The following is a 22,293-nucleotide window of genomic DNA, read 5'->3' on the forward strand; positions in this document are numbered from 1 at the left end:
GCGCTCAGCCGATCCCGGGCACGAACCGGCCCACCTCGGCGCGGTAGCGGCGGTACTGCGCGCCGTGCACCGCGGCGAGGTAGGGCTCCTCGACCACGCGCACCTGCAACTCGATGCTGACCAGCAGCAACCCGAACGCGCCCAGCGCCAACGCATTGGGCGCCAGCAGCGCTGTTCCCGCGGCGAAGGCCAGCATGGCGGTGAAGATCGGGTTGCGGACCAGGCCGAACACGCCGTCGCGGACCAACTGCGTCGTCTCGTCCTGATCGACCCCGACCCGCCAGGACTCGCCCATGTCGCGCTGGGCGTAGAACGTGCTCAGCATTCCGGCGATCGCCAACACCAGCCCGACGGCCTGCAGCCATCCGGCGTCCAGCACCGGCACCGGGGACAACAACCCGGCGATCTGCAATGCCGGAGCGGCCACCCCGGCGAGCGCCGCGAACAGGAAACCGGCGCCGGCCAGCAGCGCGCCGGGACTCGAACCGACCCGGCGGAACCCGGTCGACCCGGTGCGCCGGTACTGCGCCCAACTGCGCCACCCGAACCCGACCGCGGCGAACACCAGATAGAGCGCCAGCGCGGCGTAGGGCATCACGACCCTCTCCTAATTCATGCAAACATTGCTATGTGTATGGCTATCGGGTGGTGCGCGCGATGTCAACACCCCCGGACGCCGCGAATGAAGCCCGACGGTGAAACAACCGTCGTTCCACCGCCATGGAACGACTTTCGAGGGCGACTAGCATCGGAGGACATGACCACCGTTGACCCGAACGCCCCGGTGCTGGTCACCGGCGGCAGCGGTTACGTCGCCAGCTGGATCGTGCGTTACCTGCTCGAAGACGGCCACCGGGTGCGCGCCACCGTGCGCGACCCGCAGAAACCACACGGGCTGGAACACCTGCACGCGCTGGCGGCGCAGCACCCCGACCGGCTCAGCCTGCACCGCGCCGACCTGCTGGAGCCGGACAGTTTCACCGCCGCGATGGACGGCTGCCACCTGGTCATCCACACCGCGTCGCCGTTTTTGATGGGCACCGTCCGCGACCCGCACGAGCAGTTGATCCGCCCCGCCCTTGAGGGCACCCGAAACGTGTTGACCAGCGTGAACGCCACCGAGTCGGTCAAGCGTGTGGTGCTGACCAGCAGCGTCGCCGCGATCTACGGTGACAACGCGGACATGGCCGGCAAGGACTGCTTCACCGAGGCGGACTGGAACACCACCAGCACCGTCGACCATCAGGCGTACTCGTACTCCAAGACCGTCGCCGAGCGGGAGGCCTGGGCCATCCAGCAGGCCCAGCAGCGCTGGGATCTGGTCACCATCCACCCGTCGCTGGTGCTGGGACCGGCCCTGACCACCTCCAGCGTCTCGGGCAGCATGACGACGATGCGCCATTTCGTCGACATGTCGATGGCGATGGGCGCGCCGGCGCTGCAACTCGGCGCCGTCGACGTGCGCGATGTCGCCCGGGCGCACATCGCCGCCGGCTTCACCGCGGACGCCCACGGCCGCTACGTGGTCAACTCCGAGATCGTCAGCATGCTCGGGCTCAGCCGGATGCTGCGCCGCCACTTCGGCCCGCGCCTGGCCTTCCCCACCCGCGAACTGCCCAAGTTCCTGATCAAGCTGGCCGCACCCGTCGGCGGACTGACCCGCACGTACGTCGAGCGCAACGTCGGTTGGCCGCTGTGCTTCGACGGGTCGCGCGCCCCGGCCGAACTGGGCATCACGCTGCGGCCGGTGGAGGACTCGGTCGTCGAACACTTCCAGCAGATGATCGACGACGGGTCGGCGCGACGGTAGCCGGTGGCCACCGGCCACCCAAGTAAGCTGGCCTATCGTGCGTGAACGACGGCGACTGGGTGTCATGGGTGGGACGTTCGACCCCATCCATCACGGCCACCTGGTCGCGGCCAGCGAGGTGGCCGCGCGTTTCGACCTCGACGAAGTCGTCTTCGTCCCCACCGGGCAGCCCTGGCAGAAAGACCGCCACGTCACCGCCGCCGAGGACCGCTACCTGATGACGGTCATCGCCACCGCCTCCAACCCGCGGTTCTCGGTGAGCCGCGTCGACATCGACCGCGTCGGTCCCACCTACACCAAAGACACCCTGCGTGATCTGCACGCGCTCAACCCGGACGCCGAGCTGTACTTCATCACCGGCGCCGACGCCCTCGCCACCATCCTGTCCTGGCAGGACTGGGAAGACTTGTTCGCGGTGGCCCGCTTCGTGGGGGTCAGCCGGCCCGGCTACGACCTCAACGACGACCACCTCGGCGATGTCCTCGACGACTTGCCCGGCGACGCGCTCACCCTCATCGAAGTCCCCGCCCTGGCGATCTCATCGACCGACTGCCGCCGCCGCGCCGCCGAGTCCCGGCCGATCTGGTACCTGGTCCCCGACGGCGTCGTGCAGTACGTCACCAAACGCAACCTGTACGCAGACCACCACACAGACCAGCGAGGCCACCGATGACATCAGCCACCGAGGCACTGGCCATGGCCCGCGTCGCCGCCGAGGCCGCGGACGACAAACTCGCCAACGACGTCGTGATCATCGACGTCTCCAGCCAACTGGTGATCACCGACTACTTCGTGCTCGCCTCCGCCGCCAACGAACGCCAGGTCGGCGCCATCGTCGACGAGGTGGAGGAGAAGATGCGCCACGCCGGGCACAAGCCGGCGCGTCGGGAGGGCACCCGGGAGGGGCGCTGGGTGCTGCTGGACTACGTCGACGTCGTGGTGCACATCCAACACCGCGACGAACGCGAGTTCTACGCCCTCGACCGGCTGTGGCGTGACTGCCCGACAGTGCCGGTCGCCCCGGCCGGGGACGACTCGTGAGCGTGCGACGCCTGGTTATGCTGCGGCACGGCCAGACCGAGTTCAACGCCACCAGCCGGATGCAGGGCCAACTGGACACCGAGCTCAGCGATCTGGGCCGGGCGCAGGCGGTGGCCGCCGCCGAAGTGCTGGCCAAACGCCAGCCGCTGGTGATCGTCTCCTCCGACCTGCGCCGCGCCCACGACACCGCCGTCACCCTCGGCGAGCGCGCCGGGCTGCCGGTGCGGATGGACGCCCGGCTGCGCGAGACACACCTGGGCGACTGGCAGGGCCTGACCCACACCGAGGTTGACGCCGCCGCACCCGGCGCCCGGCTGGCGTGGCGCGAAGACGCCACCTGGGCGCCGCACGGCGGCGAGAACCGCATCGACGTCGCCGAGCGCAGCCTGCCGCTGGTCGCCGAATTGGTCGCCGCCGAAACGGGGTGGGGCGCCGACCCCGAACAGCGGCCGGTGGTGCTGGTCGCCCACGGCGGGCTGATCGCGGCGCTGACCGCAGCACTGCTGCGGCTGCCGGTGGCGAACTGGCCCGCACTCGGTGGGCTGGCCAACGCGAGCTGGGTGCAGCTCAGCGGCCATCCCGCTGCCGATCGCGGCGGCGATCCCGAGGCGATCAGCTGGCGGCTCGACGTGTGGAACGCCTCCGCCCAGGTGGCCAACGATGTCCTCTGAGGCGAGTCGGGCCGGCGTGACCCGCCCGACGCTGCTGGTGTTCGCCGACTCGCTGTCCTACTACGGACCCACCGGCGGGCTGCCCGCCGACGACCCGAGAATCTGGCCGAATCTGGTTGCCGCCGAACTCGACTGGGATGTGGAACTGATCGGGCGGATCGGCTGGACCAGCCGCGACGTATGGTGGGCCGCCACCCAGGACCCGCGAGCCTGGGCGGCGCTGCCGCGCGCCGGGGCGGTCGTCTTCGCCACCAGCGGCATGGACTCACTGCCCTCGGTGCTGCCCACCGCCCTGCGCGAGCTGATCCGTTACATCCGGCCGCCGCGGCTGCGGCGCTGGACCCGGGACGGCTACGGCTGGTTGCAGCCCCGGTTGTCGCCGGTGGCGCGTTCGGCGCTGCCGCCGCAGCTGACCGTGGACTACCTCGAACAGACCCGCGCCGCAATCGATTTCAATCGGCCGAACATCCCGGTGATCGCCTGCCTGCCGTCGGTGCACATCGCTGAAACCTACGGCAAGGCACACCACGGCCGTCAGCCGACGGTGGCGGCGTTGACCGACTGGGCGGCGAGCCGTGATGTCCCCCTGGTCGATCTGAAAGCGGCTGTCGGCGAACACATCATGGCCGGGCGGGGCAACCCCGACGGCATCCACTGGAACTTCGAGGCGCACCGGGCGGTGGCGGACCTGATGCTCAAGGCGCTGGCGCAGGCCGGCGTCGGCGGAGCCGCGTCGTGACGGTGGTCGTGGTCACCGATTCGGCGGCGCGGATCCCGGCGCCGCTGCGCGCGCGGTGGGGCATCCCCGAGGTGCCGCTGCACATCCTGGCCGACGGGGCCGACCTCAGCGACGGCGTCGACGACATGCCGGCCGACCTGATGGAACGCGGCCGGGTCAGCACCGCGGCCGCCACCCCCGAAGAGTTGCGCGCCGCCTACCGGCGGGCTCATGCCGCCAGCGACGGCGACGGAGTAGTCGCAGTGCACGTCTCGGCGGAGCTGTCCGGCACGGTCGGAGCGGCGTGGGCCGCCGCCGGTGAGTTCGGTGACGCGGTGCGGGTCGTCGACTCCCGCTCAGCGGCCATGGGCGCGGGGTTCGTTGCACTCGCCGCGGCCCGCGCGGCCGCCGACGGCGCCGAGCTGGCCGTCGTCGCCGCTGCCGCGGCCACCGCGGCCGAACGCGGTCGCGCCTACCTGGTGGTGCAGCGGCTGGAGAGTCTGCGCCGCAGCGGCCGCATCGGCGGTGCCGGCGCCTGGTTGGGAACGGCGCTGTCGCTGAAACCGCTACTACGCATCGACAACGGCAAACTCGTCCTGGCCCAACGGATCCGGACGGCAGGCAAGGCGATCGCGGCGATGGTGGAGCGAGTGTGCGACACCGTCGGCGACCAGTCGGCGGCGATCGCGGTGCACCACGTCGACGACCCCGACGGCGCCGCGGAACTCGCCGCCACCCTCGCTGACCGGTTGCCGCAGTGCCCCCCGGCCATCGTGACCGGGCTGGGGCCGGTGCTGGGGCTGCACGTCGGACCCGGCGCGCTCGGGGTCTGCGTCGACCCGGCGGCCCCGCAGTACTGAACCCCGGATGACTACCGGGCGGCGCGTCCGGTGACCGGCGGCAGGTCGGCCAGCGTGACGATGCCCGGGGGAGCGGCCACCACGGCGGGCACCGCATTGGTGACCGGCATCGCGGTGTAGATCGATCCGAGGCCCTCGAAACTTCGCTCGGTCCAGTCGGCGGGCGGCAGACAGTGCAGCACGGTACGCATGTTGGGCACTCCGAAGACCTGGATGACGTGGCCGTGCGCGAGCGGTTTGGGCGGGGTGACCTGGTCGCCCATCGTCCAGTTGAAGCCGACGCTGACGAGGTTGCGGTCGCCGACCCAACCCCGGTGGTAGCCGTACACGCCGGCCACCGTCCCGGCCGGGATCCGCATGAAGCCCAGGTCGCTGTCGCCGGTCGCGGCGGTGAACTCGACGTCGAAGGTGACCTCGTCCAGGCGCGCGCCGAGCGCCCGGGCCATCATCGCGGCCGACTCGGCGAAGACCTCGCTCTCCCGGCGCACGCTCTCGGCGAGCCCCGGGGTGTCGGGGGAATGCCCGAACCCCATCGCCGCCATGGTGTCGGCCGACTCGTAGGTCGAGCAGTCCACCGATTCGGTGATCCGGATCTCGTCGACCCGCTCGCAGGCGCCCGACAGCACCATCCCCACCATGTTGGTGATGCCGGGGTGGGCGCCGCTCCCGAAGATCGTCGCCGCACCGCGTTCGCAGGCCGCTCGGATCCGGCGCAGGTCGTCGGGGGCCTGCTTGTCGCCGGTGATCCACGCGGCGCTGGTGCAGACGTTGACACCGGCTTCCAGCAGCCGCACCAGGTCATCGATGTCGGGCCACAGCGGGTTGTAGCAGCACGCGTCGGGCCGCAGCGCCAGCAACTCCTCGATGTCGTTGGTGGCCAGCACCCCGGTCGGCTCGGGCCAGCCGGCCAGCTGGGCGGCGTCCACGCCCACCTTGTCCGCGCCGTGGGCGTAGACCCCCACCAATTGCAGGTCGGGCCGGCCCAGGATGGCGTGCAGCGAGCGGCGACCGATGTTTCCCGTCGTCCACTGGATCACTCGCAACGGTGTGGTCAACTGAATCCTCCTGGGCCTGCGCAACCGGGTGCCCACACCTTATGGGCCGGACCGAGGACCGCCGCGCGACGACCCCGGCTCGGCAAGGTCAGCCGGTGGCGGCGCGGCCGGTGCGGCTGCCGCGGTAGGCGGCGGCCCGCAGGTCGGCCAGCCAGTGCGGGACGAGCTGAACCCCGGGCGCGGTGTTGCGCACCGGGTCGAACGCCATGTCGTCGTCGCGCACCGGGACCAGCCGCTTGAGCAGGCTGAGCTCGGCCAGCGGCCGGAATTCGGCGCCGCCGGCCGCCTGGTCCAACTCGATGCGGATCGGGGCGCCGTCGAGCCGATCGCGCACCGCGGCCAGCGACAGTCCCGGGCCGCTGACCCCGGTGTGCATCCGGGCGCGCAGCCACCATTGCCGGCCGCGATAACGCAACGGCATCAGCGTGGTCAGGATCAACTCCGACCAGGAGAACACCGGATGCAGCCCGATCGCCCGGCTGAGCGGCCCGGAGCCGGCGGTCACCATCAGCACGTCCCAGGGGCCGGGCTGCTGCTCCCACCCCATCGTGACCCGGAACGCCAGGCCCACCCCGTCGGGCAGCGCAGCGGGGGTGCCCAGTGCCTTGGAGACGCGGGCCACGATCGCCGAGGACGGCACCGGCAGCCCTTCGTCGGGTGGCGCGGTACGGGTCAGGTGTCCGGTGGCCAGCACACCGGCCGGATGGAACAGCCGGCGATCGCGCAGCGCCGCCCCCCACCGGAACGGCGCCGCCACCCAGTCCGAAGCATCCATGTGGGTTGATTGCCCACCGCCGCAGCGGTGCAAACGCCACCTGGTGGCACCCGGTGGCCCCTGAAATCGACACGCTGACGGCTTCTGAGCGCCCGAAAACGCCCCAAGTGACCGCTGAGCCGTCGATCTCAGCAGTGAGCGGTCACAGCGCGGCCACCTCGTAGTCGCCGAGCTGACCGGCGAGCACCCGCACCTGCGCGGCCGACGAACCCAGCGTCTGGTCGATCGCGGTGAGCCGGGCGGCGTAGTGGCCCACCGGGTACTCCGCGGTCATTCCGATACCGCCGTGCAACTGGATCGCCTCTTCGGCGATGTGGCGGCCGGACCGGATGATCTGCAGGCCGGCTCGCGCGGCGACGACCGGGTCGACGGTGCCGTCGGCGATCGACATCGCCGCGTAGAGATTCATGCTGCGAGCCAGTTCCAGTGACACGTACATGTCGGCGGCCCGCTGGGTGAGGGTCTGGAACTTGTTGAGGGTGACCCCGAACTGCTTACGGGTGGTCAGATACTCGGTGGTCAGCCGCAACGCTTCCTCCATCGCCCCGACGGCTTCGGCGCACAGCGCCGAGTGCATCCGCACGGTGGCCGCGGTGATCGCCGCGGTGGCGTCCGCGGCGGCGCCCAACGGCTCGGCCGGGGTGGCATCCAGGTCGAGCTGCGCGCCGTGCAGACCGTCGAAGGTTCGGTAGGCGCGACGGCCGGCCGCGTCGGCGTCGACCAGGAACAGACCGGTTCCGCCGTCGGGCAGTGCGGCGCTGACGATGAAGGTGTCGGCGCAATGCCCGGCCAGGACCGGGTTCTTGCGCCCGGTGAGCTGCCAGCCGTCGCCGTGCTGCTGCGCGGCGGTGCCGGCGTCGGCGGGCTCGTGATGGGCGAACGCCAGCAGCGTCTCGCCCGAGGCGACGGCGTCGAGGATGCCGCGCTGCTCGGGTGTGCCCTGCTCGGCGATCAGGGCGCCGGGCCCGAGTGCGGCGGTCAGTACCGGCTCGGGGGCCAACCGGCGGCCGATCTCGGTGCACACCACCGCGACCTCGATCTGTCCACCGGTGTCCTCGTCGAAACCGAGTCCCAGGATGCCGGTGTCGGCCAACTGCTTCCACACGTCGCGGCTGAAGCCGTCGTCGGTGTCGAGGACCCGGTTGCGGGTCTCGGTGTCGTAGCTGCGGGCCAACAGGTCGCGGGTGGTGTTGCGCAGCAGTGACTGTTCGTCGGTGAGTTGAAAGTCCATGGCTGCCTCACAATCCCAGAATCGTCGACGCGATGATGCTGCGCTGCACTTCGTTGCTGCCGCCGTAGATCGAGGTCTTGCGGTAGTTCAGATAGTGCGGTGCGCTGAGTTGAGCCCACTGCGGCGACGCGATCTCGGCCGTTTCCCCGGTCCAGGCGTCCACCGGCAGCGCGTCGAGACCCGCCACCTCGACCATCAGCTCGGTGGCTGTCTGCTGGAGCTGACTGCCGCGCAGTTTCAGTACCGACGACGCCGGGTTGGGCTTGCCGCCGGCGGAGTCGGAGGTCACCCGCAACTGGGTGAGTTCCAGTGCCAGCACCTGGTTCTCGGCTTCGGCGAGCCGCGCGGCGAACAACGGATCGTCGAGCAGACCCCGTTCCCGGGCGCGCCGCTTCACCTCGGCGAGCCGGACCTTGGTGCGGCCGATCTGGGCGATACCGGTCCGTTCGTTGCCGAGCAGGAACTTCGCATAGGTCCAGCCCTGGTTCTCCTCGCCGACGAGCTGGTCGGCGGGCACCCGCACGTCCTCGAAGAAGACCTCGTTGACCTCGTAGCCGCCGTCGATCAGCTTGATCGGCCGCAACGTCACACCGGGGGTGTCCATCTCGAAGAGCAGGAACGAGATCCCGGCCTGACGTTTGGGGGCCTGCGGGTCGGTGCGCACCAGGCAGAAGATCCAGTCCGCGTACTGCCCGAGCGTGGTCCAGGTCTTCTGGCCGTTGACGATGTAGCTGTCGCCGTCGCGGACCGCGGTGGTGCGCAGCGACGCCAGGTCCGATCCGGCCTCCGGCTCGGAGAACCCTTGGCACCACCAGATGTCCAGGCTTGCGGTGGGCGGGAGAAACCGCTGCTTGAGTTCTTCGGAGCCGAACTCGGCGATCACCGGGCCGACCATCCTGGCGTTGAACGTCAGTGGCTCGGGCACGCAGGCCAACTGCATCTCATCCAGCCAGATCTCGTGCTGGGTGGGCGTCCAGTCCTTGCCGCCCCACTGCACCGGCCAGTTGGGCACCGCGAGCCCGTGCTCGTGCAGGATCTTGTGGCTGGTCGCGATGTCGTCGTGGGTCGGGCCCAGACCCAGCCTGGTCCGCTCCCGGATATCGGCCGGGATCTCGGTGGTGTAGAAGGTCCGCAGGTCGTCGCGGAAAGCGGATTCGTCCTCGGTGAGCGCCAGATGCACGGGCCGTCTCCTGTGTCGGGGGAACGCTGCTTGGCACCTTAGCGTGGCGCGCCGCGGCCCCATCGGGCATCGGCGCGATCCCGGTGGGCACCGGATCGATCCACAGTCTCCCGACGGTCCCCAACCGGGCTGTGGCCGGCCGAAACGACGCATCGCCCGACGGCGGCGCGGCCTAGCGTCGCCCGCATGCGAACCTCATCACCGGTCGAACGGTTGCAGCAGCGGTTGTCGTCGGCCGCGCCGGCCGCCGCGGCCGAACCCGAACCCGACGAGGACGACCCGGCTTCGCTGGTACCGCCCTGGTGTCCGGAGACCCCGGATGGCTGGGTGGCGCGGATCCGCGCCGACCCGGGCCGGGCCGGGGCGTTGTTGCTGGCGGCGATCGCGGTCATCGCGGTGCTGGTCACCGTGTTCACCGTGCTGCGCGGCTCCACCGACCCGGTGGTGGCCGCCCAGTTGCCGCCGGTGGAGATGGTGTCCTCGGCCGCGCCGTCGAGTGCTCCGGCGGGCCCGGTGGTGGTCAGCGTCGTCGGTCTGGTGCACGCACCCGGTCTGGTCACCCTGGCGCCGGGAGCCCGCATCGCCGACGCGCTGCAGGCCGCCGGCGACCCGCTGGAGGGCGCCGACACCCTCGGGTTGAACCTGGCGCGCCCGGTCGCCGACGGCGAACAGATCGTGGTGGGCATCGCCCCCCGGCCGGGTCTGCCGCCCGCGCTGGGCAGCTCGGTCGGCGGCGAGTCGCCGGCCACCCCGCCGGCGCCGCCGGCCCAGACTCCGGCCGCCTCCACCGCCGCCCGAGCCGGCGACCCGGTCGACCTGAACGCCGCGACCGTGGACCAACTCGACGCGCTGCCCGGCGTCGGGCCGGTCACCGCCGCCGCGATCGTGGCGTGGCGCCAGACCCACGGACGGTTCAGCAGCGTCGACGAGCTCGGCGAGGTCGACGGCATCGGGCCGGCCCGGCTGGCCAAACTGCGACCCCTGGTCCGGGTCTGACCGCTCATGACGCCGGTGGAGGTCCCGGTTGCGCCAACCGGCGACACCACCGCGGCCGGGCCCGACCTGCGATTGGTCCCCGCGGCGCTGACCTCCTGGCTGGTCACCGCGGCCGGCATCGAGTGGCCGGCCACCGCGGGACCCGCGGCGATCGCCGGGGCGCTGCTGGTGATCGGCGGGCTGGCGTGCCGGGTGCGGGTCCGGGCCCTCACCGCCGGGCTGGTGGCGCTCGGTGTGGTCACGGCCGGGTTCGCCGCGGCGATCGGGTTCCGGGACGCGGCGATCGATCGGCATCCGTTCACCGCACTGGTCGGTGCCGACCGGACCGTGACGGTCACCGCAACCGAGAGCGCGGTGCGGGTCGGCAGCACCCGGCTGATGTTCCGGGCCACGCTGCTCCGAGTCGAGGACACACCGGTGACCGGCCGGGTGGTGGTCTTCATGTCGACCCGCACCTTCGGGACGGTGATGGTCGGCCAGCCGGTCACCTTCCGTGCACACATCACCGAACCGACCCGACGCGACCTGACCGTCGCGGTGCTCAATGCGGTCGGGCCGCCCAGCCGGGGCCGCGCCGGGCCGCTGCACCGCGCCGCCCACGGCGTGCGCTGCCGGTTCAGCGCCGCGTCCCGCACGGCGCTACCCGGCGAGCAGGCCGCGCTGCTGCCCGCGCTGGTACTCGGCGACACCACCGCGCTGAGCGGCACCGCCGACCGGGAGTTCAAGGCGGCCGGGCTCACCCACCTGATGGCGGTCTCGGGGGCGAACGTGACCGTCGTCTGCGGCGCGGTGCTGCTGTCGGCGTGGCTGATCGGGCCGCGGGCCGCGGTCCTGCTGGCCGCGACGGCGCTGCTGGCCTTCGTCATCGTCGTGCAACCGACCGCCAGCGTGCTGCGCGCCGCGGTGATGGGCGCGATCGCGCTGGCCGGCGTGCTGTCCTCGCGGCGACGCCAGGCCATCCCGAGCCTGGCCGCCTCGGTGCTGGTGCTGATGGTGTTCGCGCCGCAGCTCGCGGTGGACGTGGGCTTCGCGCTGTCGGTGGTGGCCACCGCCGCCCTGGTGGTGGTGGCGCCGGTCTGGTCACGGCACCTGGTGGGCCGCCGCTGGCCCAAGCCGCTGGCCGACGCGGTGGCGATCGCCGCGGCGGCCCAGCTGGTCACCGCGCCGTTGATCGCCGGGATCTCCGGTCGGGTCAGTGTGGTCTCCGCGGCGGCGAACCTGGCGGTGGCGGCACTGATCGCACCGATCACGGTGCTCGGCAGTGCCGCCGCGGCGCTCAGCGGGCCCTGCCCGGTGGCCGCCGAGGTGTTGATCCGGTTCACCGGGCCTGCGGTGTGGTGGGTGCGGGCGGTGGCGCACTGGGCAGGCGGTTTGCCGGGCGCGACCGTGCCGGTCCCGGCCGGGGCCGGCGGCGTCGCGCTGGTCGCCGCGCTCACCGTCGCCGCGGTCGCGGGGTGGCGGTGGCGCTGGTGCTGGGTGATGCTCGCCGCCTGCGGATTGCTGCTGCTGTCCTGGACGCTGTCGGGCGTGCTGGGCGGGGGTTGAGGTCGGCCTCGCGGCCGGATGTGACGGCGGGCCGTGACACGATGCCTTCGTGGCCCACTCGGATTCACCGTTACACCTGGTCCTCGGCGATGAGGAACTGCTGGTCGAACGTGCGGTCGCCGAGGTACTGCGCTCGGTGCGCCGACGCGCCGGCGCCGACGCGATCCCGGTCAACCGGATGCGGGCGGGCGATGTCAGCGCCAGCGAACTCGCCGAGCTGCTCAGTCCGTCACTGTTCGCCGACGAGCGGGTCGTGGTGCTCGAGGCCGCCGGGGAGGCGGGCAAGGACTCCGCGGCGCTGGTGGCCTCTGCCGCCGCGGACATCCCGGACGGCACCGTGCTGGTGGTGGTGCACTCCGGCGGTGGGCGGGCCAAGTCGCTCGCCGATCAACTGCGCAAGCTCGGGGCGCGGGTGCATCCGTGTGCGCGGATCACCAAGCCGGCCGAACGCGCCCAGTTCGTCCGCGACGAGTTCGCTGCCCAGCGGGTGAAGATCGACGACGAGACGGTGACCGCCCTGTTGGACGCCGTGGGTTCGGACGTCCGCGAGCTGGCCGCGACCTGCTCGCAGCTCGTCGCCGACACCGGCGGGCAGGTCGACGTGGCCGCGGTGCACCGCTATCACAGTGGCAAGGCGGAGGTGAAGGGCTACGAGATCGCCGACAAGGCGGTCGCCGGCGACCTCGCCGGGGCCGCGGAGTCGCTGCGCTGGGCGATGCTGCGCGGCGAGCCGCACGTGGTGCTGGCGGACGCACTGGCCGAGGCGGTGCACGCGATCGCCCGAGTGGGGCCGCTTTCCGGGGACCCCTACCGGCTGGCGGGGGAGTTGAAGATGCCGCCGTGGCGGGTGCAGAAGGCGCAGCGCCAGGCTCGCCGCTGGTCGCGCAGCTCGGTGGCGGAGGCGATCCGGGTGGTTGCGGCGCTCAACGCCGACGTGAAGGGCGCGGCAGCCGACCCCGACTACGCGTTGGAGGCCGCCGTGCGCACCGTCGCGGAACTGGCCGCCGACGGGCGGTGACCGATCAGAGCTTGTTGAGGGCCCGGGCCAGCGCCGACTTCTTGTTGGCGGCCTGGTTCTTGTGGATGACGCCCTTGCTGGCAGCCTTGTCCAACTTGCGGCCGGTCTGGACCAGCAGGTCGGTGGCCTTGTCCTTGTCGCCGGCTGCGGCGGCCTCACGGAACGACCGGATCGCGGTGCGCAGCGAGGACTTCACCGACTGGTTGCGCAGCCGGCGGCGCTCGTTGGTGCGGTTGCGCTTCACCTGCGACTTGATGTTGGCCACGCGTGCGGTTCCTTCGTAAAACGATCGGTTGATGTGGGGCTGCGGCGCGGGGCGCCGGGGCAGCGGTTGTTCAGGCTACCAGCCGCTGCGGCCATCTCCCAAAGCGGAGCGTACTGGCCTGCGGAAACGGCGACGACCGGGTCGCTGCGGTGGACCGGCGGCGAAGCCGCCGCGCAGCGGCCGGATCCGGGCTAGCCTGGTGTGAGGTTGGTCACTTCAGTCCTGAAGGAATCGGCTGGGAGGAAACGATGCGTATCGCAGACGTGCTACGGAACAAAGGGTCGGCCGTGGCCACGGTGACACCGCAGACGACGGTCGCCGAATTGCTGGCCGGGCTGGCCGAACACAACATCGGCGCGATGGTGGTGGTGGACTCCGGCGGTGTCGTCGGCATCGCCTCGGAGCGCGACGTGGTCCGCAAACTGCACCGGTTCGGCGCGGAACTGCTGAACCGCCCGGTGTCCGACATCATGACCGCGCTGGTCGCCACCTGCGGCCCGGCGGACCAGGTCGACGATCTCAGCGAGCTGATGACCGAGAAACGGGTCCGGCACATCCCGGTCCTCGAAGACGGACGGCTCACCGGCATCGTCAGCATCGGTGACGTGGTCAAGACCCGGATGGAAGAACTGCACGCCGAGCGCGAGCAGTTGCACGACTACATCACCCAGGGTTGAGGTCCACGCGCCGGGCCACCGGCCGTCACTGCCACGAATAGTCCGCCCGCAGCCGGGCGGCGACCCGGTCGAACACCGCCCGGTCGAGAACGGCGCCCTCCCGACGGATGCCCTCCTCGGGGACGTCGAGCACCCGGTCGAGCCGCACCCAGCTGGCCCGCCCCTCGTAGTCCCAGGCCCCCGACCCGATCCCGATCCAATGCGCCGTGTCCTGGCCGTGGTCCCGGCTGGACAACATCAGCCCCAGCAGGGTGCCGCGATCGCGACCGACCACCAGCACCGGGCGGTCCTTGCCCTGGCTGGGATCGTCCTCGTAGACCACCCACGCCCAGACCACCTCGCCCGGGTCGGCGCGACCGTTGAGGTCCGGCGCGTAGACGAGCTTGCGGGCACGTTGCGCGGTGGGAACGCTGGCGCTCGAGACCGGCCGGCCGGTGGTGACCGCGGCGGGCGCCTCTGCCGTGGCCCCGGCGATCATCTCCACGCCGATCCGGAGGCCCTGCTGGAGTCCGCGCCGCAGGGTCGGGGAATGGCGCAGCGAGCGGAGAACCTTCGGAGCCTCGTTGAACACCACGTTCTCCGCGAATCGCTGCCAGGTCTGCCAGGGCGTCTTCCGCGGGGAAGCCATAGCCGCCAGCGTAGGCCAATCCGCGGCCAATCCGGGCGGCGTGATTGTGCCGCCGCGGTGCCGCCCGGATACGCTGGAGGCCGTCCGATCCCGTCCATCCCGCCGCCGACCAGGAGATTCCCATCAGCAGTTTCGCCGACCAGACCTTCACCGCGCCGGCGCAGATTCGGAACTTCTGCATCATCGCCCACATCGACCACGGCAAGTCGACGCTGGCGGACCGGATGCTGCAATTGACCGGCGTGGTCGATGACCGATCGATGCGCGCGCAGTACCTCGACCGCATGGAGATCGAGCGGGAGCGCGGCATCACGATCAAGGCGCAAAACGTGCGGCTGCCCTGGCGGATTGGTGACGAAGAGTACGTCCTGCACCTCATCGACACCCCCGGCCACGTCGACTTCAGCTACGAGGTGTCTCGTGCCCTGGAGGCGTGCGAGGGCGCCATCCTGCTCGTCGACGCCGCCCAGGGCATCGAGGCGCAGACGCTGGCCAACCTCTACCTGGCGCTGGACCGCGACCTGGCGATCATCCCGGTCCTCAACAAGATCGACCTGCCCGCCGCCGACCCGGAGCACTACGCCGCGGAGCTGGCGCACATCATCGACTGCGACCCGGCCGACGTGCTGCGGGTCTCGGGCAAAACCGGCGAGGGTGTGCCGGAACTGCTCGACGCGGTGGTCGCCGCGGTGCCCGCCCCCACCGGCGACCCCGACGCCCCGGCGCGGGCGATGATCTTCGACTCGGTCTACGACATCTACCGCGGGGTGGTCACCTACGTTCGGGTCGTCGACGGCGCGATCACCCCGCGCGAGAAGATCTCGATGATGTCCACCGGCGCCACCCACGAACTGCTCGAGGTGGGCATCGTCTCCCCGGAGCCCAAACCCACCGACGGGCTCGGTGTCGGCGAGGTCGGCTATTTGATCACCGGGGTGAAAGACGTCCGGCAGTCGAAGGTCGGTGACACCGTCACCACCGCCCGCCACGGCGCCGCCGAGGCGCTCACCGGCTATCGCGAACCCAAACCCATGGTCTATTCCGGGCTGTACCCGGTCGACGGCTCCGACTACCCCAACCTGCGCGACGCGTTGGACAAGCTGCAACTCAACGACGCCGCCCTGACCTACGAGCCGGAGACGTCGGTGGCGCTGGGCTTCGGTTTCCGCTGCGGGTTCCTGGGGCTGCTGCACATGGAGATCACCCGGGAACGGCTGGAACGGGAATTCGACCTCGGGCTGATCTCCACCTCGCCCAACGTGGTCTACCGGGTGTTGCGCGACGGCAAGTCCGGCGACCTGGAGGAGATCCAGGTCACCAACCCCTCGGACTGGCCGGAGGGCAAGATCCGCACCGTGTTCGAGCCGATCGTGAAGACCACGATCCTGGCGCCCAGCGAGTTCGTCGGCACGATCATGGAGTTGTGTCAGTCCCGCAGAGGGGAACTCGGCGGTATGGACTACCTCTCCCCGGACCGTGTCGAACTGCGGTACACGCTTCCGTTGGGCGAGATCATCTTCGACTTCTTCGACTCGCTGAAGTCGCGCACGCGCGGCTACGCCAGCCTGGACTACGAGGAGGCCGGCGAACAGGAAGCCGATCTGGTCAAGGTCGACATCCTGCTGCAGGGCGAGGCGGTCGACGCGTTCAGCGCCATCGTGCACAAGGATTCCGCAGCCGCCTACGGCAACAAGATGACCACCAAACTCAAAGAGCTGATTCCGCGCCAACAGTTCGAGGTGCCGGTCCAGGCTGCGATCGGCTCGAAAATCATTGCCCGCGAGAACATCCGGGCGATCCGCAAGGACGTGTTGAGCAAATGCTACGGCGGTGACATCTCCCGCAAGCGCAAACTTCTGGAGAAGCAGAAGGAAGGCAAGAAGCGGATGAAGACCATCGGTCGGGTCGACGTGCCGCAGGAAGCCTTCGTCGCGGCGCTGTCCACCGACGCCGGCGCGGAAAAAGGGAAAAGGTAAGGGCCGCGGTTGGACTCTACACGAATGAATGCGGCCGACGACTTCAACGTTTCGAGGGTAGTGACAGCCGAGTTCGTCGCGTTCGATATGTACGCTAGCTCAAGGGTTTCCAGGGTCTTCAAGGCATCTATTAACAATATGAAGTGGTTACCAGTATCGCGTCAAGGGCAACTCCAACTAGATAGATGCAAAGAAAAGTGTTTGGTACCCACGTCTCTCGCGAAGTAAAGCTCCTATACTTCTTTGGATTCTTGCCATAGTCCAAAGCTTTCCACTCAGCCAAATAAACTGCTACGGGAAGTAGTTTTTCAATCCTGTTTATAACGACGAATTTGCCGGTGTTGAGTTGCCCGAACGATCTAATGAGACTCTTCCATGCTGATGCTATGACTACGCCGGTGACAGCCAGCACGAGGAGACCCCACTTTTGAAACTCGACCGCTATGCCGTGTCCGAGTACGAGGCCTGTAGCTGTGAGTATTGCCCCATTTGCTGTGAGGAAGAACGTATTTACACCCTGGCGGCGCGTCACCAACGCCTCCGAGCTGCTGACCATCAATTTATATAGATCGATCGCGCGTGAGATTTCGCCTTCAGAAGAAGGTATGCCGTTCGGGAAAAGCGTCGCATCGATCGGTTCTGGGTCAATCATTTGAGTACCTCAGCCGCGACTTTTCGTATAGCATCAACGTAGGGCGTATCGCAACGAGCGGTAGTGTCATCAAGTTCGTTGAATGGCACAAGGGACTCATGCGTTGGATCGATCCTCAGCATCCATGCTACCCAAGCGTTGTGGATATCCGTTGGGTCGACCTGGTCGCCCTTCGCGAGCGCAAGTACAGCATAAATCCTGAATAGATCGGTTGCATTGTCATCTGGCAGTTTCGTTGAAGGCACCTCCGTTCGTATTTGTTGTGCAAGTAAATCCAGATAGTTTACTGCCATGTCGACAACCTCTTCACGATTTGATCAAAGTCCCATCGGACAACCTCGTCATGTCGCAGGCCGGAAGGTACGGTATAAGTATGAGTCGAGCGCGTTTGAATACCAAACATATAATGTTTTTGCCGCGAAGTTTCTGCGATCTCCCAGAGAACTGCCTCCGATAAATAGGTTGTGGAGCCGATCAATACGATCGTCCCCTGTGTCAATGCGATACGTTCCCGGCATTGCGTCTTCCACGAGTTATCCCACGGATTTTGAACGGAATAATCTATGAATTCGATGTCGTTGCGCTTGTCCTTGGCATGTTGGGCGAGAAAATCTCGTGCCCATCTATCTTCCATCTGAAAACTAATGAATACGCGTGGCGCCATATTTTTGTACTTTCGTCGTGGATCTTGAAAGGCTAGTTTCGCTGCTTACCAGTCCGCAGAGGGACTTTTGAACAGCGTGTACTGGACAATCCAAAACTTCTTCGGACGTGGGTGCGCACCTCAGTGACCTTCAGGAGCTAGTTGGCTCTTCGGGACCTCCGTTCCAAGATGGCCCATCTCCCGACGAGATGCACTGCGGTAGTCACGTGTTGTGGCACTGCGGTTAGCTGGTTCATTCGGTGGCATCAGCTAGATACTTCCGTCCTAGATAGGAGACGATATGCTCGGCTGCGACACTGATGTTGTCGTATACGACTACATCACCAGTGAGTCCCAGCTGCAACGTTTGGGGGATGGCGCTGTGGTACAGCGTAAGATATCTGCTGGCATCGGCCTGCGTTAGCTCCCATTCTTGCCAGCTAGGACGATTGCCTGAATCAACAACACGCGGTTGGCCTCCGGTAGACAGCTCAATTGCCGCTACTTGTTCGGAATAGGTTTCGAAAAATGCAATTACTTGCGCGAGTTTCAACTTAGCAGATAAATATACCCGCAAGTCATTATCGGAGACGTTCCACAAGCTGTCTCGTTGATCAAAAAAGCAAGTGAGCATATATTGGCGTTCTAATGCAAACGCCAATGCGCGTGCCTCGGCCACGTATTTTGCATGCTTATAGCTTATAAAGACTTCCGCGGAAGACCCTGTCATACTAATGTCCTCCCGCGAGGTGGTCGTGCACCTGGCGGCAGGATACTCCATGCGAGGTCTGTTGGGTATCCCGACGGTGCTGAATCTAATTCGGCGTGCCATAGGTCCAGATAGTGTGCGAGCTTGAGGGGCGGGCGTCAGGGTTGATCGCTCCGGGTGGGCTGCAAGTTTTGTTTTACAAAAGGGTCCGTGGTGAGCGGAAGATAGAGCACCGTTGCCGTTGCACGCGCGGATGGACACGATCACCGACTTGAGCTGACCGGCCCCTACATCGGGGCGTTGGCGGGCTGGAAGTCCCCGGAGCTGTCGGCCTCCTCCTCCGCGCGGATGATGTGCACCACCGCGTTGATCAGCGCCAGGTGGGTGAAGGCCTGCGGGAAGTTGCCCAGGTGCCGGCCGGTGCGCGGCTCGATCTCCTCGGCGTACAGGTGCAGCGGGCTGGCGAAGGACAGCAGCCGCTCACACAGGTGCTTGGCGCGGCTGACCTCGTCGATCTCCACCAGCGCCGACACCAGCCAGAACGAGCAGATGGTGAACGCGCCCTCCTCGCCGCTCAGTCCATCGTCGGTCTCCTCGACCCGGTAACGCAAGACCAGCCCGTCCTCGGTGAGCTCGTCGGCGATGGCCAGCACCGTGTTGCGGATCCGCTGGTCATCGGGCGGCAGGAACCGGGTCAGCACGGCCAGCAGCAGCGAGGCGTCCAACGCGTCCGATCCGTACCGCTGGGTGAGCACCCCGCGCTCGTCGACACCGTGCTCGAGGACGTCGGCCTTGATCTCGTCGGCGATCGCGCGCCACTGCTGGGCGTAGCTCTTCTCGCCCTGCACCTCGGCGAGCTTGGCGCCGCGGTCCAGCGCCACCCAGCACATGATCTTCGAGGAGGTGAAATGCTGCGGCTCGCCGCGCACTTCCCAGATCCCGCGGTCGGGCTCGCGCCAGTGCTTGATCGCCTCCTCCACCTGCTGCTTGAGCACCGGCCACAGCGCCTCGGGGATCTGTTCGCGCGACTTGGCGTGCAGGTACACCGAATCGAGCATGGTGCCCCAGATGTCGTGCTGGCGCTGGTTGTAGGCGCCGTTGCCGATCCGCACCGGCCGGGCGTTGTCGTAGCCCGACAGGTGGCTGAGTTCCTCCTCCTCGAGTTGGCGTTCCCCGCCGACCCCGTACATCACCTGCAGCGGGTGCCGCTCGCCGTTGTTGGCGCCGGACACGTCGGCGATGAACGCGAAGAAGTCGTCGGCTTCCCGGTCCAGTCCCAGGGTGTACAGGCCCCACAGCGCGAACGTCGAGTCGCGGATCCAGGCGTAGCGGTAGTCCCAGTTGCGTTCGCCCTGCGGCGTCTCGGGCAGCGACGTGGTGCTCGCCGCCAGCAGCGCGCCGGTCGGGGAGTAGGTCAGCCCCTTGAGCGTCAGCGCGCTGCGCTGCAGGTAGGAGCGCCACGGGTGGTCGGGGAAGTCGCCGATGTTGATCCACTGCCGCCAGCACTCGGTGGTGTTCCACAGTTTCTCGGCGGCCTCCTCGTAGGTCTGCGGCGCCGGGTGCTTCGACCAGCTCAACGCCACGAAGACATTGTCGCCCTCCTTCAGCCGGGTGCGGGCCCGCGCCTCGCGTCCCTCCAGACCGATGCGCAGGTTGGTGGTCAGCCGCAGCATCGGGTGGGCGTCGGGGTTGGTCTTGGCGCGGGCCACCGCCTCGCCGTACGCGGATGCCGAGTACTCCCAGTAGCCACCGATCCGGTGGTAGTCGAACGCCGGCTCGCAGCTCATCATCAACTCGACGGTGCCGCTGACACAGCGGACACTGCGCAGCAGAATGTGTTCGGCGTCCCAGTCCATTGGGGTGCGCCGGTGGGTGCGAGAGCGGGTCTCGATGTCATGCCACGGACCCATCACCAGCGCATCGCGCACGATGAGCCAGCCGGTGTGGGTCTGCCAGGTGGTCTCCAGGATCAGGCTGCCCGGCAGGTAGCGCCGCGCCGAGGGAACCGAAACCCCGTAGGGGCCGATCCGGAAATGACCGGCGCTGCGGTCGAGCATCGCGCCGAACACGCTGGGGGAGTCCGGGCGCGGCACGCACAACCACTCCACCGAACCGGCCGCCGAGATCAGGCAGGTGGTCTCGCAGTCGGAGAGGAAGGCGTAGTCGGCGATCGGCGGGAACGGGTTGCGCAGCCCGCCGACGGCCTCGGGCACCGGTTCGGTGACCGCGTGCGGCGGTGGTGGGGCGTCGCTGGCCGGCTGGACATGCATAACCATGCCGACATCATCTTCGCTAAACGCCGCAGAGTCCACCGGCCGCGCGGTGGGCGGTCAGCGGCGCGGCCGGCGGGCGAACGCGGGGGCGTGCTCGGGCAGCGGTCCGACGGCCACCGCGTAGCCCGCCCAACGCTGCAGACGGGGCGACCGGCCGGCCAGCCGGACCAGCAGTGGCGGCGCCGGATCCGCCGTGGTGACGGCCACCGCGATGACCCTGGCGTGCAGCACCCGCTGCACGGTCTGCACCAGCACCGTCGGCAGCCAGCGGCGCGCCTGCACCCGCAGGAGGTGGCGGCCGGCGACCCGGCCGCGGCGTAACGGCGGGGCCAGGATGCGGGCCGCGGCCACCGCGTCGGCGACCGCGAGATTGATGCCCACCCCGCCGACCGGCGACATCGCGTGCGCGGCGTCCCCCAGCAGCAGAACCCCCGGACGGAACCAGCGGCGCAGCCGGTTGAGCTGCACGTCGAGCAGTTTGACCTCGTCGAAGGAGCTCAGCGCGTCGACCCGGTCGGCCAGCCACGGCACCTGTGCGACCAGCGCCCGCTGGAGCGCCTCGATTCCGGCGGCGCGCAGTTCGGCATCGCGTCCCTTGGGGATGAGGTAGGCGATCTGGTAGTAGTCGCGGCGGTCGATCATGATGACCGCCCGCCCGGCGTCGAGCACCCCGGCCAGCCCGGCGGGGTCGCTGTCGCGGCGCGGCAGCCGGAACCACCACACGTCCATCGGGACGCCGAACCGCCGCGGTGCGGCGCCCAGCGCCTGCCGCACCGTCGAGGACCGCCCGTCACAGGCCACGGTCAGCGGCGCGTGCAACCGGCGGATCCGCCCGTCGACGTCGCGGTAGCGCACCCCGGTCACCCGTGCGCCGTCACGCAGCACGTCGACCACCTCGGCGTTGCGCAGCAGCCGGAAACCCGGCTCGGCGGCGGCCGCCCCCGCCAGCAGTTCCAAAAAGTCCCACTGCGGCACCAGCGCGATGTGGGGGTGGGGGCCGCGGATCGCGCCGACGTCGACGGTGACCGGGACCCCCTGCACCCTCAGCACGATCGAGTCGATCCTCCGCTGCGGCAGCTCGGCGAACCGGTCGCCGAGTCCGAGCTCGTCGAGCAGTAGCAGGGTGCTGGCGTGCACGGTGTCACCGCGGAAATCGCGCAGGAAATCGGCGTGCTTCTCCAAGACGGTCACCGCCACGCCGGCGCGGGCGAGCAGCAACGCGAGCACCATTCCGGCCGGGCCGCCGCCGGCGATCACCACGCCGGTCGTTTCGTCGGTGGCGGCCTCGGCGGACATCTCCAGATGGTTGCACGTTGGTGCCGACGGCCGCGACCCCTAGGGTGGAGACCGTGGACGGCTTCCTCAGTTGGTGGGACGGCGTGGAGTTGTGGCTCTCCGGCCTCGGGTTCGGGCTGCAGACCATCGTGGTCATCCCGATCGTGTTGTTGCTGTCCTACGGTGTGGCGGTGCTGCTCGACGGGCTGCTGGGCAACGGCATCTGGCTGATGCACCGCGCCAGGCACCTCGATGAGACGAAGCGGCCGTCGTGAAACCGATGCCGCGCTCCCGG

The 22,293-nt window shown here is 68.8% G+C and carries 25 protein-coding genes; 12 read left to right on the forward strand and 13 right to left on the reverse strand.

Annotated features, from left to right (window positions below):
* Positions 1 to 4: 4 nt before the first annotated feature.
* A complete protein-coding gene (locus tag AWC30_RS03850) occupies positions 5 to 595 on the reverse strand; it encodes a methyltransferase family protein (protein ID WP_085108872.1) in 591 nt (196 codons plus the stop codon).
* 162 nt (positions 596 to 757) lie between these two features.
* Between AWC30_RS03850 and AWC30_RS03855 the strand changes: the two genes are divergently transcribed.
* The 6 genes from AWC30_RS03855 to AWC30_RS03880 are packed head-to-tail and all read left to right on the forward strand — an operon-like array spanning position 758 to position 5,100.
* Complete coding sequence (locus AWC30_RS03855; protein WP_085108873.1) at positions 758 to 1,810, forward strand: NAD-dependent epimerase/dehydratase family protein; 1,053 nt, start codon at positions 758 to 760, stop codon at positions 1,808 to 1,810.
* Between the two features lie 37 nt (positions 1,811 to 1,847).
* Positions 1,848 to 2,483, forward strand: coding sequence for a nicotinate-nucleotide adenylyltransferase (nadD, locus tag AWC30_RS03860; protein WP_372507223.1), 636 nt, complete (start codon positions 1,848 to 1,850; stop codon positions 2,481 to 2,483).
* On the forward strand, positions 2,480 to 2,851 hold the full coding sequence (rsfS, locus tag AWC30_RS03865; protein ID WP_085108875.1) for a ribosome silencing factor: 372 nt from the start codon (positions 2,480 to 2,482) through the stop codon (positions 2,849 to 2,851). The genes nadD and rsfS overlap by 4 nt, the downstream gene beginning before the upstream one ends.
* Positions 2,848 to 3,522 (forward strand): glucosyl-3-phosphoglycerate phosphatase, encoded by a 675-nt coding sequence (gpgP, locus tag AWC30_RS03870; RefSeq protein WP_085108876.1) that lies wholly within the window; start codon positions 2,848 to 2,850, stop codon positions 3,520 to 3,522. Before rsfS ends, gpgP begins: the two co-directional genes overlap by 4 nt.
* Positions 3,512 to 4,261 carry a diglucosylglycerate octanoyltransferase gene (gene octT, locus AWC30_RS03875; RefSeq protein WP_085108877.1) on the forward strand — a complete coding sequence of 250 codons (750 nt, stop codon included), beginning with the start codon at positions 3,512 to 3,514 and terminating at the stop codon, positions 4,259 to 4,261. Before gpgP ends, octT begins: the two co-directional genes overlap by 11 nt.
* Positions 4,258 to 5,100, forward strand: coding sequence for a DegV family protein (locus AWC30_RS03880; protein ID WP_085108878.1), 843 nt, complete (start codon positions 4,258 to 4,260; stop codon positions 5,098 to 5,100). Before octT ends, AWC30_RS03880 begins: the two co-directional genes overlap by 4 nt.
* 11 nt (positions 5,101 to 5,111) lie before the next feature.
* Here the strand turns inward: AWC30_RS03880 and AWC30_RS03885 are convergent, their stop codons facing one another.
* From AWC30_RS03885 to AWC30_RS03900, 4 genes are all read right to left on the reverse strand, one after another.
* The gene (locus AWC30_RS03885) at positions 5,112 to 6,155 is read right to left on the reverse strand and encodes an NAD(P)H-dependent amine dehydrogenase family protein (protein WP_085108879.1); all 1,044 of its coding nucleotides are present in this window, start codon (positions 6,153 to 6,155) and stop codon (positions 5,112 to 5,114) included.
* A gap of 88 nt (positions 6,156 to 6,243) precedes the next feature.
* On the reverse strand, positions 6,244 to 6,930 hold the full coding sequence (locus tag AWC30_RS03890; RefSeq protein WP_085108880.1) for a phosphodiesterase: 687 nt from the start codon (positions 6,928 to 6,930) through the stop codon (positions 6,244 to 6,246).
* Positions 6,931 to 7,072: 142 nt separating this feature from the next.
* Positions 7,073 to 8,161, reverse strand: a complete 1,089-nt coding sequence (locus AWC30_RS03895) for an acyl-CoA dehydrogenase family protein (protein WP_085108881.1) — start codon at positions 8,159 to 8,161, stop codon at positions 7,073 to 7,075.
* Positions 8,162 to 8,168: 7 nt separating this feature from the next.
* Positions 8,169 to 9,341, reverse strand: a complete 1,173-nt coding sequence (locus AWC30_RS03900; RefSeq protein WP_085108882.1) for an acyl-CoA dehydrogenase family protein — start codon at positions 9,339 to 9,341, stop codon at positions 8,169 to 8,171.
* Between the two features lie 186 nt (positions 9,342 to 9,527).
* On the opposite strand from AWC30_RS03900, the gene AWC30_RS03905 reads away from it, so the two are divergent.
* The 3 genes from AWC30_RS03905 (at position 9,528) to holA (ending at position 12,900) form a co-directional block, all read left to right on the forward strand.
* A complete protein-coding gene (locus tag AWC30_RS03905; RefSeq protein ID WP_085108883.1) occupies positions 9,528 to 10,337 on the forward strand; it encodes a ComEA family DNA-binding protein in 810 nt (269 codons plus the stop codon).
* A gap of 66 nt (positions 10,338 to 10,403) precedes the next feature.
* Positions 10,404 to 11,882 (forward strand): ComEC/Rec2 family competence protein, encoded by a 1,479-nt coding sequence (locus AWC30_RS03910; protein WP_234807933.1) that lies wholly within the window; start codon positions 10,404 to 10,406, stop codon positions 11,880 to 11,882.
* Positions 11,883 to 11,931: 49 nt separating this feature from the next.
* Entirely contained in the window at positions 11,932 to 12,900 is a 969-nt protein-coding gene (gene holA, locus AWC30_RS03915; RefSeq protein WP_085108885.1) for a DNA polymerase III subunit delta, read from the forward strand.
* Positions 12,901 to 12,904: 4 nt separating this feature from the next.
* Here holA and rpsT read toward each other — a convergent pair whose 3' ends face one another.
* Positions 12,905 to 13,165, reverse strand: a complete 261-nt coding sequence (gene rpsT, locus AWC30_RS03920; protein WP_085108886.1) for a 30S ribosomal protein S20 — start codon at positions 13,163 to 13,165, stop codon at positions 12,905 to 12,907.
* A gap of 248 nt (positions 13,166 to 13,413) precedes the next feature.
* Between rpsT and AWC30_RS03925 the strand changes: the two genes are divergently transcribed.
* Positions 13,414 to 13,842, forward strand: a complete 429-nt coding sequence (locus AWC30_RS03925; protein ID WP_085108887.1) for a CBS domain-containing protein — start codon at positions 13,414 to 13,416, stop codon at positions 13,840 to 13,842.
* 25 nt (positions 13,843 to 13,867) lie between these two features.
* On the opposite strand, the gene AWC30_RS03930 is transcribed toward AWC30_RS03925, so the two are convergent.
* The gene (locus tag AWC30_RS03930) at positions 13,868 to 14,470 is read right to left on the reverse strand and encodes a type II toxin-antitoxin system PemK/MazF family toxin (protein WP_085108888.1); all 603 of its coding nucleotides are present in this window, start codon (positions 14,468 to 14,470) and stop codon (positions 13,868 to 13,870) included.
* Between the two features lie 68 nt (positions 14,471 to 14,538).
* Here AWC30_RS03930 and lepA point away from each other — a divergent pair, with 68 nt between their 5' ends.
* Entirely contained in the window at positions 14,539 to 16,446 is a 1,908-nt protein-coding gene (lepA, locus tag AWC30_RS03935; protein ID WP_085108973.1) for a translation elongation factor 4, read from the forward strand.
* A gap of 130 nt (positions 16,447 to 16,576) precedes the next feature.
* Here lepA and AWC30_RS17510 read toward each other — a convergent pair whose 3' ends face one another.
* From AWC30_RS17510 to AWC30_RS03955, 6 genes are all read right to left on the reverse strand, one after another.
* The gene (locus AWC30_RS17510; RefSeq protein ID WP_085108889.1) at positions 16,577 to 17,098 is read right to left on the reverse strand and encodes a RipA family octameric membrane protein; all 522 of its coding nucleotides are present in this window, start codon (positions 17,096 to 17,098) and stop codon (positions 16,577 to 16,579) included.
* On the reverse strand, positions 17,095 to 17,391 hold the full coding sequence (locus tag AWC30_RS17515) for a DUF7701 domain-containing protein (RefSeq protein WP_133053647.1): 297 nt from the start codon (positions 17,389 to 17,391) through the stop codon (positions 17,095 to 17,097). Before AWC30_RS17515 ends, AWC30_RS17510 begins: the two co-directional genes overlap by 4 nt.
* Positions 17,382 to 17,762, reverse strand: coding sequence for a TIR domain-containing protein (locus AWC30_RS18270; protein WP_085108890.1), 381 nt, complete (start codon positions 17,760 to 17,762; stop codon positions 17,382 to 17,384). Before AWC30_RS18270 ends, AWC30_RS17515 begins: the two co-directional genes overlap by 10 nt.
* Positions 17,763 to 17,994: 232 nt before the next feature.
* Positions 17,995 to 18,471 carry a hypothetical protein gene (locus AWC30_RS17520; RefSeq protein WP_133053648.1) on the reverse strand — a complete coding sequence of 159 codons (477 nt, stop codon included), beginning with the start codon at positions 18,469 to 18,471 and terminating at the stop codon, positions 17,995 to 17,997.
* 266 nt (positions 18,472 to 18,737) lie between these two features.
* Complete coding sequence (locus AWC30_RS03950; RefSeq protein WP_085108891.1) at positions 18,738 to 20,726, reverse strand: glycoside hydrolase family 15 protein; 1,989 nt, start codon at positions 20,724 to 20,726, stop codon at positions 18,738 to 18,740.
* A 54-nt stretch (positions 20,727 to 20,780) separates the two neighbouring features.
* Complete coding sequence (locus AWC30_RS03955) at positions 20,781 to 22,019, reverse strand: FAD-dependent oxidoreductase (RefSeq protein ID WP_085108892.1); 1,239 nt, start codon at positions 22,017 to 22,019, stop codon at positions 20,781 to 20,783.
* A gap of 53 nt (positions 22,020 to 22,072) precedes the next feature.
* Here AWC30_RS03955 and AWC30_RS03960 point away from each other — a divergent pair, with 53 nt between their 5' ends.
* Complete coding sequence (locus AWC30_RS03960) at positions 22,073 to 22,273, forward strand: hypothetical protein (protein ID WP_085108974.1); 201 nt, start codon at positions 22,073 to 22,075, stop codon at positions 22,271 to 22,273.
* Positions 22,274 to 22,293 lie beyond the last annotated feature (20 nt).

This window comes from Mycolicibacillus trivialis (assembly GCF_002102395.1).
Taxonomy (GTDB): Bacteria; Actinomycetota; Actinomycetes; order Mycobacteriales; family Mycobacteriaceae; genus Mycobacterium; species Mycobacterium triviale.

Coding starts and splice junctions, on each gene's coding strand:
- AWC30_RS03850 (WP_085108872.1), bottom strand. CDS start 595: ATGCCCTACGCCGCGCTGGCGCTCTATCTGGTGTTCGCCGCGGTCGGG.
- AWC30_RS03855 (WP_085108873.1), top strand. CDS start 758: ATGACCACCGTTGACCCGAACGCCCCGGTGCTGGTCACCGGCGGCAGC.
- rsfS (WP_085108875.1), top strand. CDS start 2,480: ATGACATCAGCCACCGAGGCACTGGCCATGGCCCGCGTCGCCGCCGAG.
- octT (WP_085108877.1), top strand. CDS start 3,512: ATGTCCTCTGAGGCGAGTCGGGCCGGCGTGACCCGCCCGACGCTGCTG.
- AWC30_RS03890 (WP_085108880.1), bottom strand. CDS start 6,930: ATGGATGCTTCGGACTGGGTGGCGGCGCCGTTCCGGTGGGGGGCGGCG.
- AWC30_RS03895 (WP_085108881.1), bottom strand. CDS start 8,161: ATGGACTTTCAACTCACCGACGAACAGTCACTGCTGCGCAACACCACC.
- AWC30_RS03905 (WP_085108883.1), top strand. CDS start 9,528: ATGCGAACCTCATCACCGGTCGAACGGTTGCAGCAGCGGTTGTCGTCG.
- AWC30_RS03925 (WP_085108887.1), top strand. CDS start 13,414: ATGCGTATCGCAGACGTGCTACGGAACAAAGGGTCGGCCGTGGCCACG.
- AWC30_RS03930 (WP_085108888.1), bottom strand. CDS start 14,470: ATGGCTTCCCCGCGGAAGACGCCCTGGCAGACCTGGCAGCGATTCGCG.
- AWC30_RS17510 (WP_085108889.1), bottom strand. CDS start 17,098: ATGATTGACCCAGAACCGATCGATGCGACGCTTTTCCCGAACGGCATA.
- AWC30_RS17515 (WP_133053647.1), bottom strand. CDS start 17,391: ATGGCAGTAAACTATCTGGATTTACTTGCACAACAAATACGAACGGAG.
- AWC30_RS18270 (WP_085108890.1), bottom strand. CDS start 17,762: ATGGCGCCACGCGTATTCATTAGTTTTCAGATGGAAGATAGATGGGCA.
- AWC30_RS17520 (WP_133053648.1), bottom strand. CDS start 18,471: ATGACAGGGTCTTCCGCGGAAGTCTTTATAAGCTATAAGCATGCAAAA.
- AWC30_RS03950 (WP_085108891.1), bottom strand. CDS start 20,726: ATGGTTATGCATGTCCAGCCGGCCAGCGACGCCCCACCACCGCCGCAC.
- AWC30_RS03955 (WP_085108892.1), bottom strand. CDS start 22,019: ATGTCCGCCGAGGCCGCCACCGACGAAACGACCGGCGTGGTGATCGCC.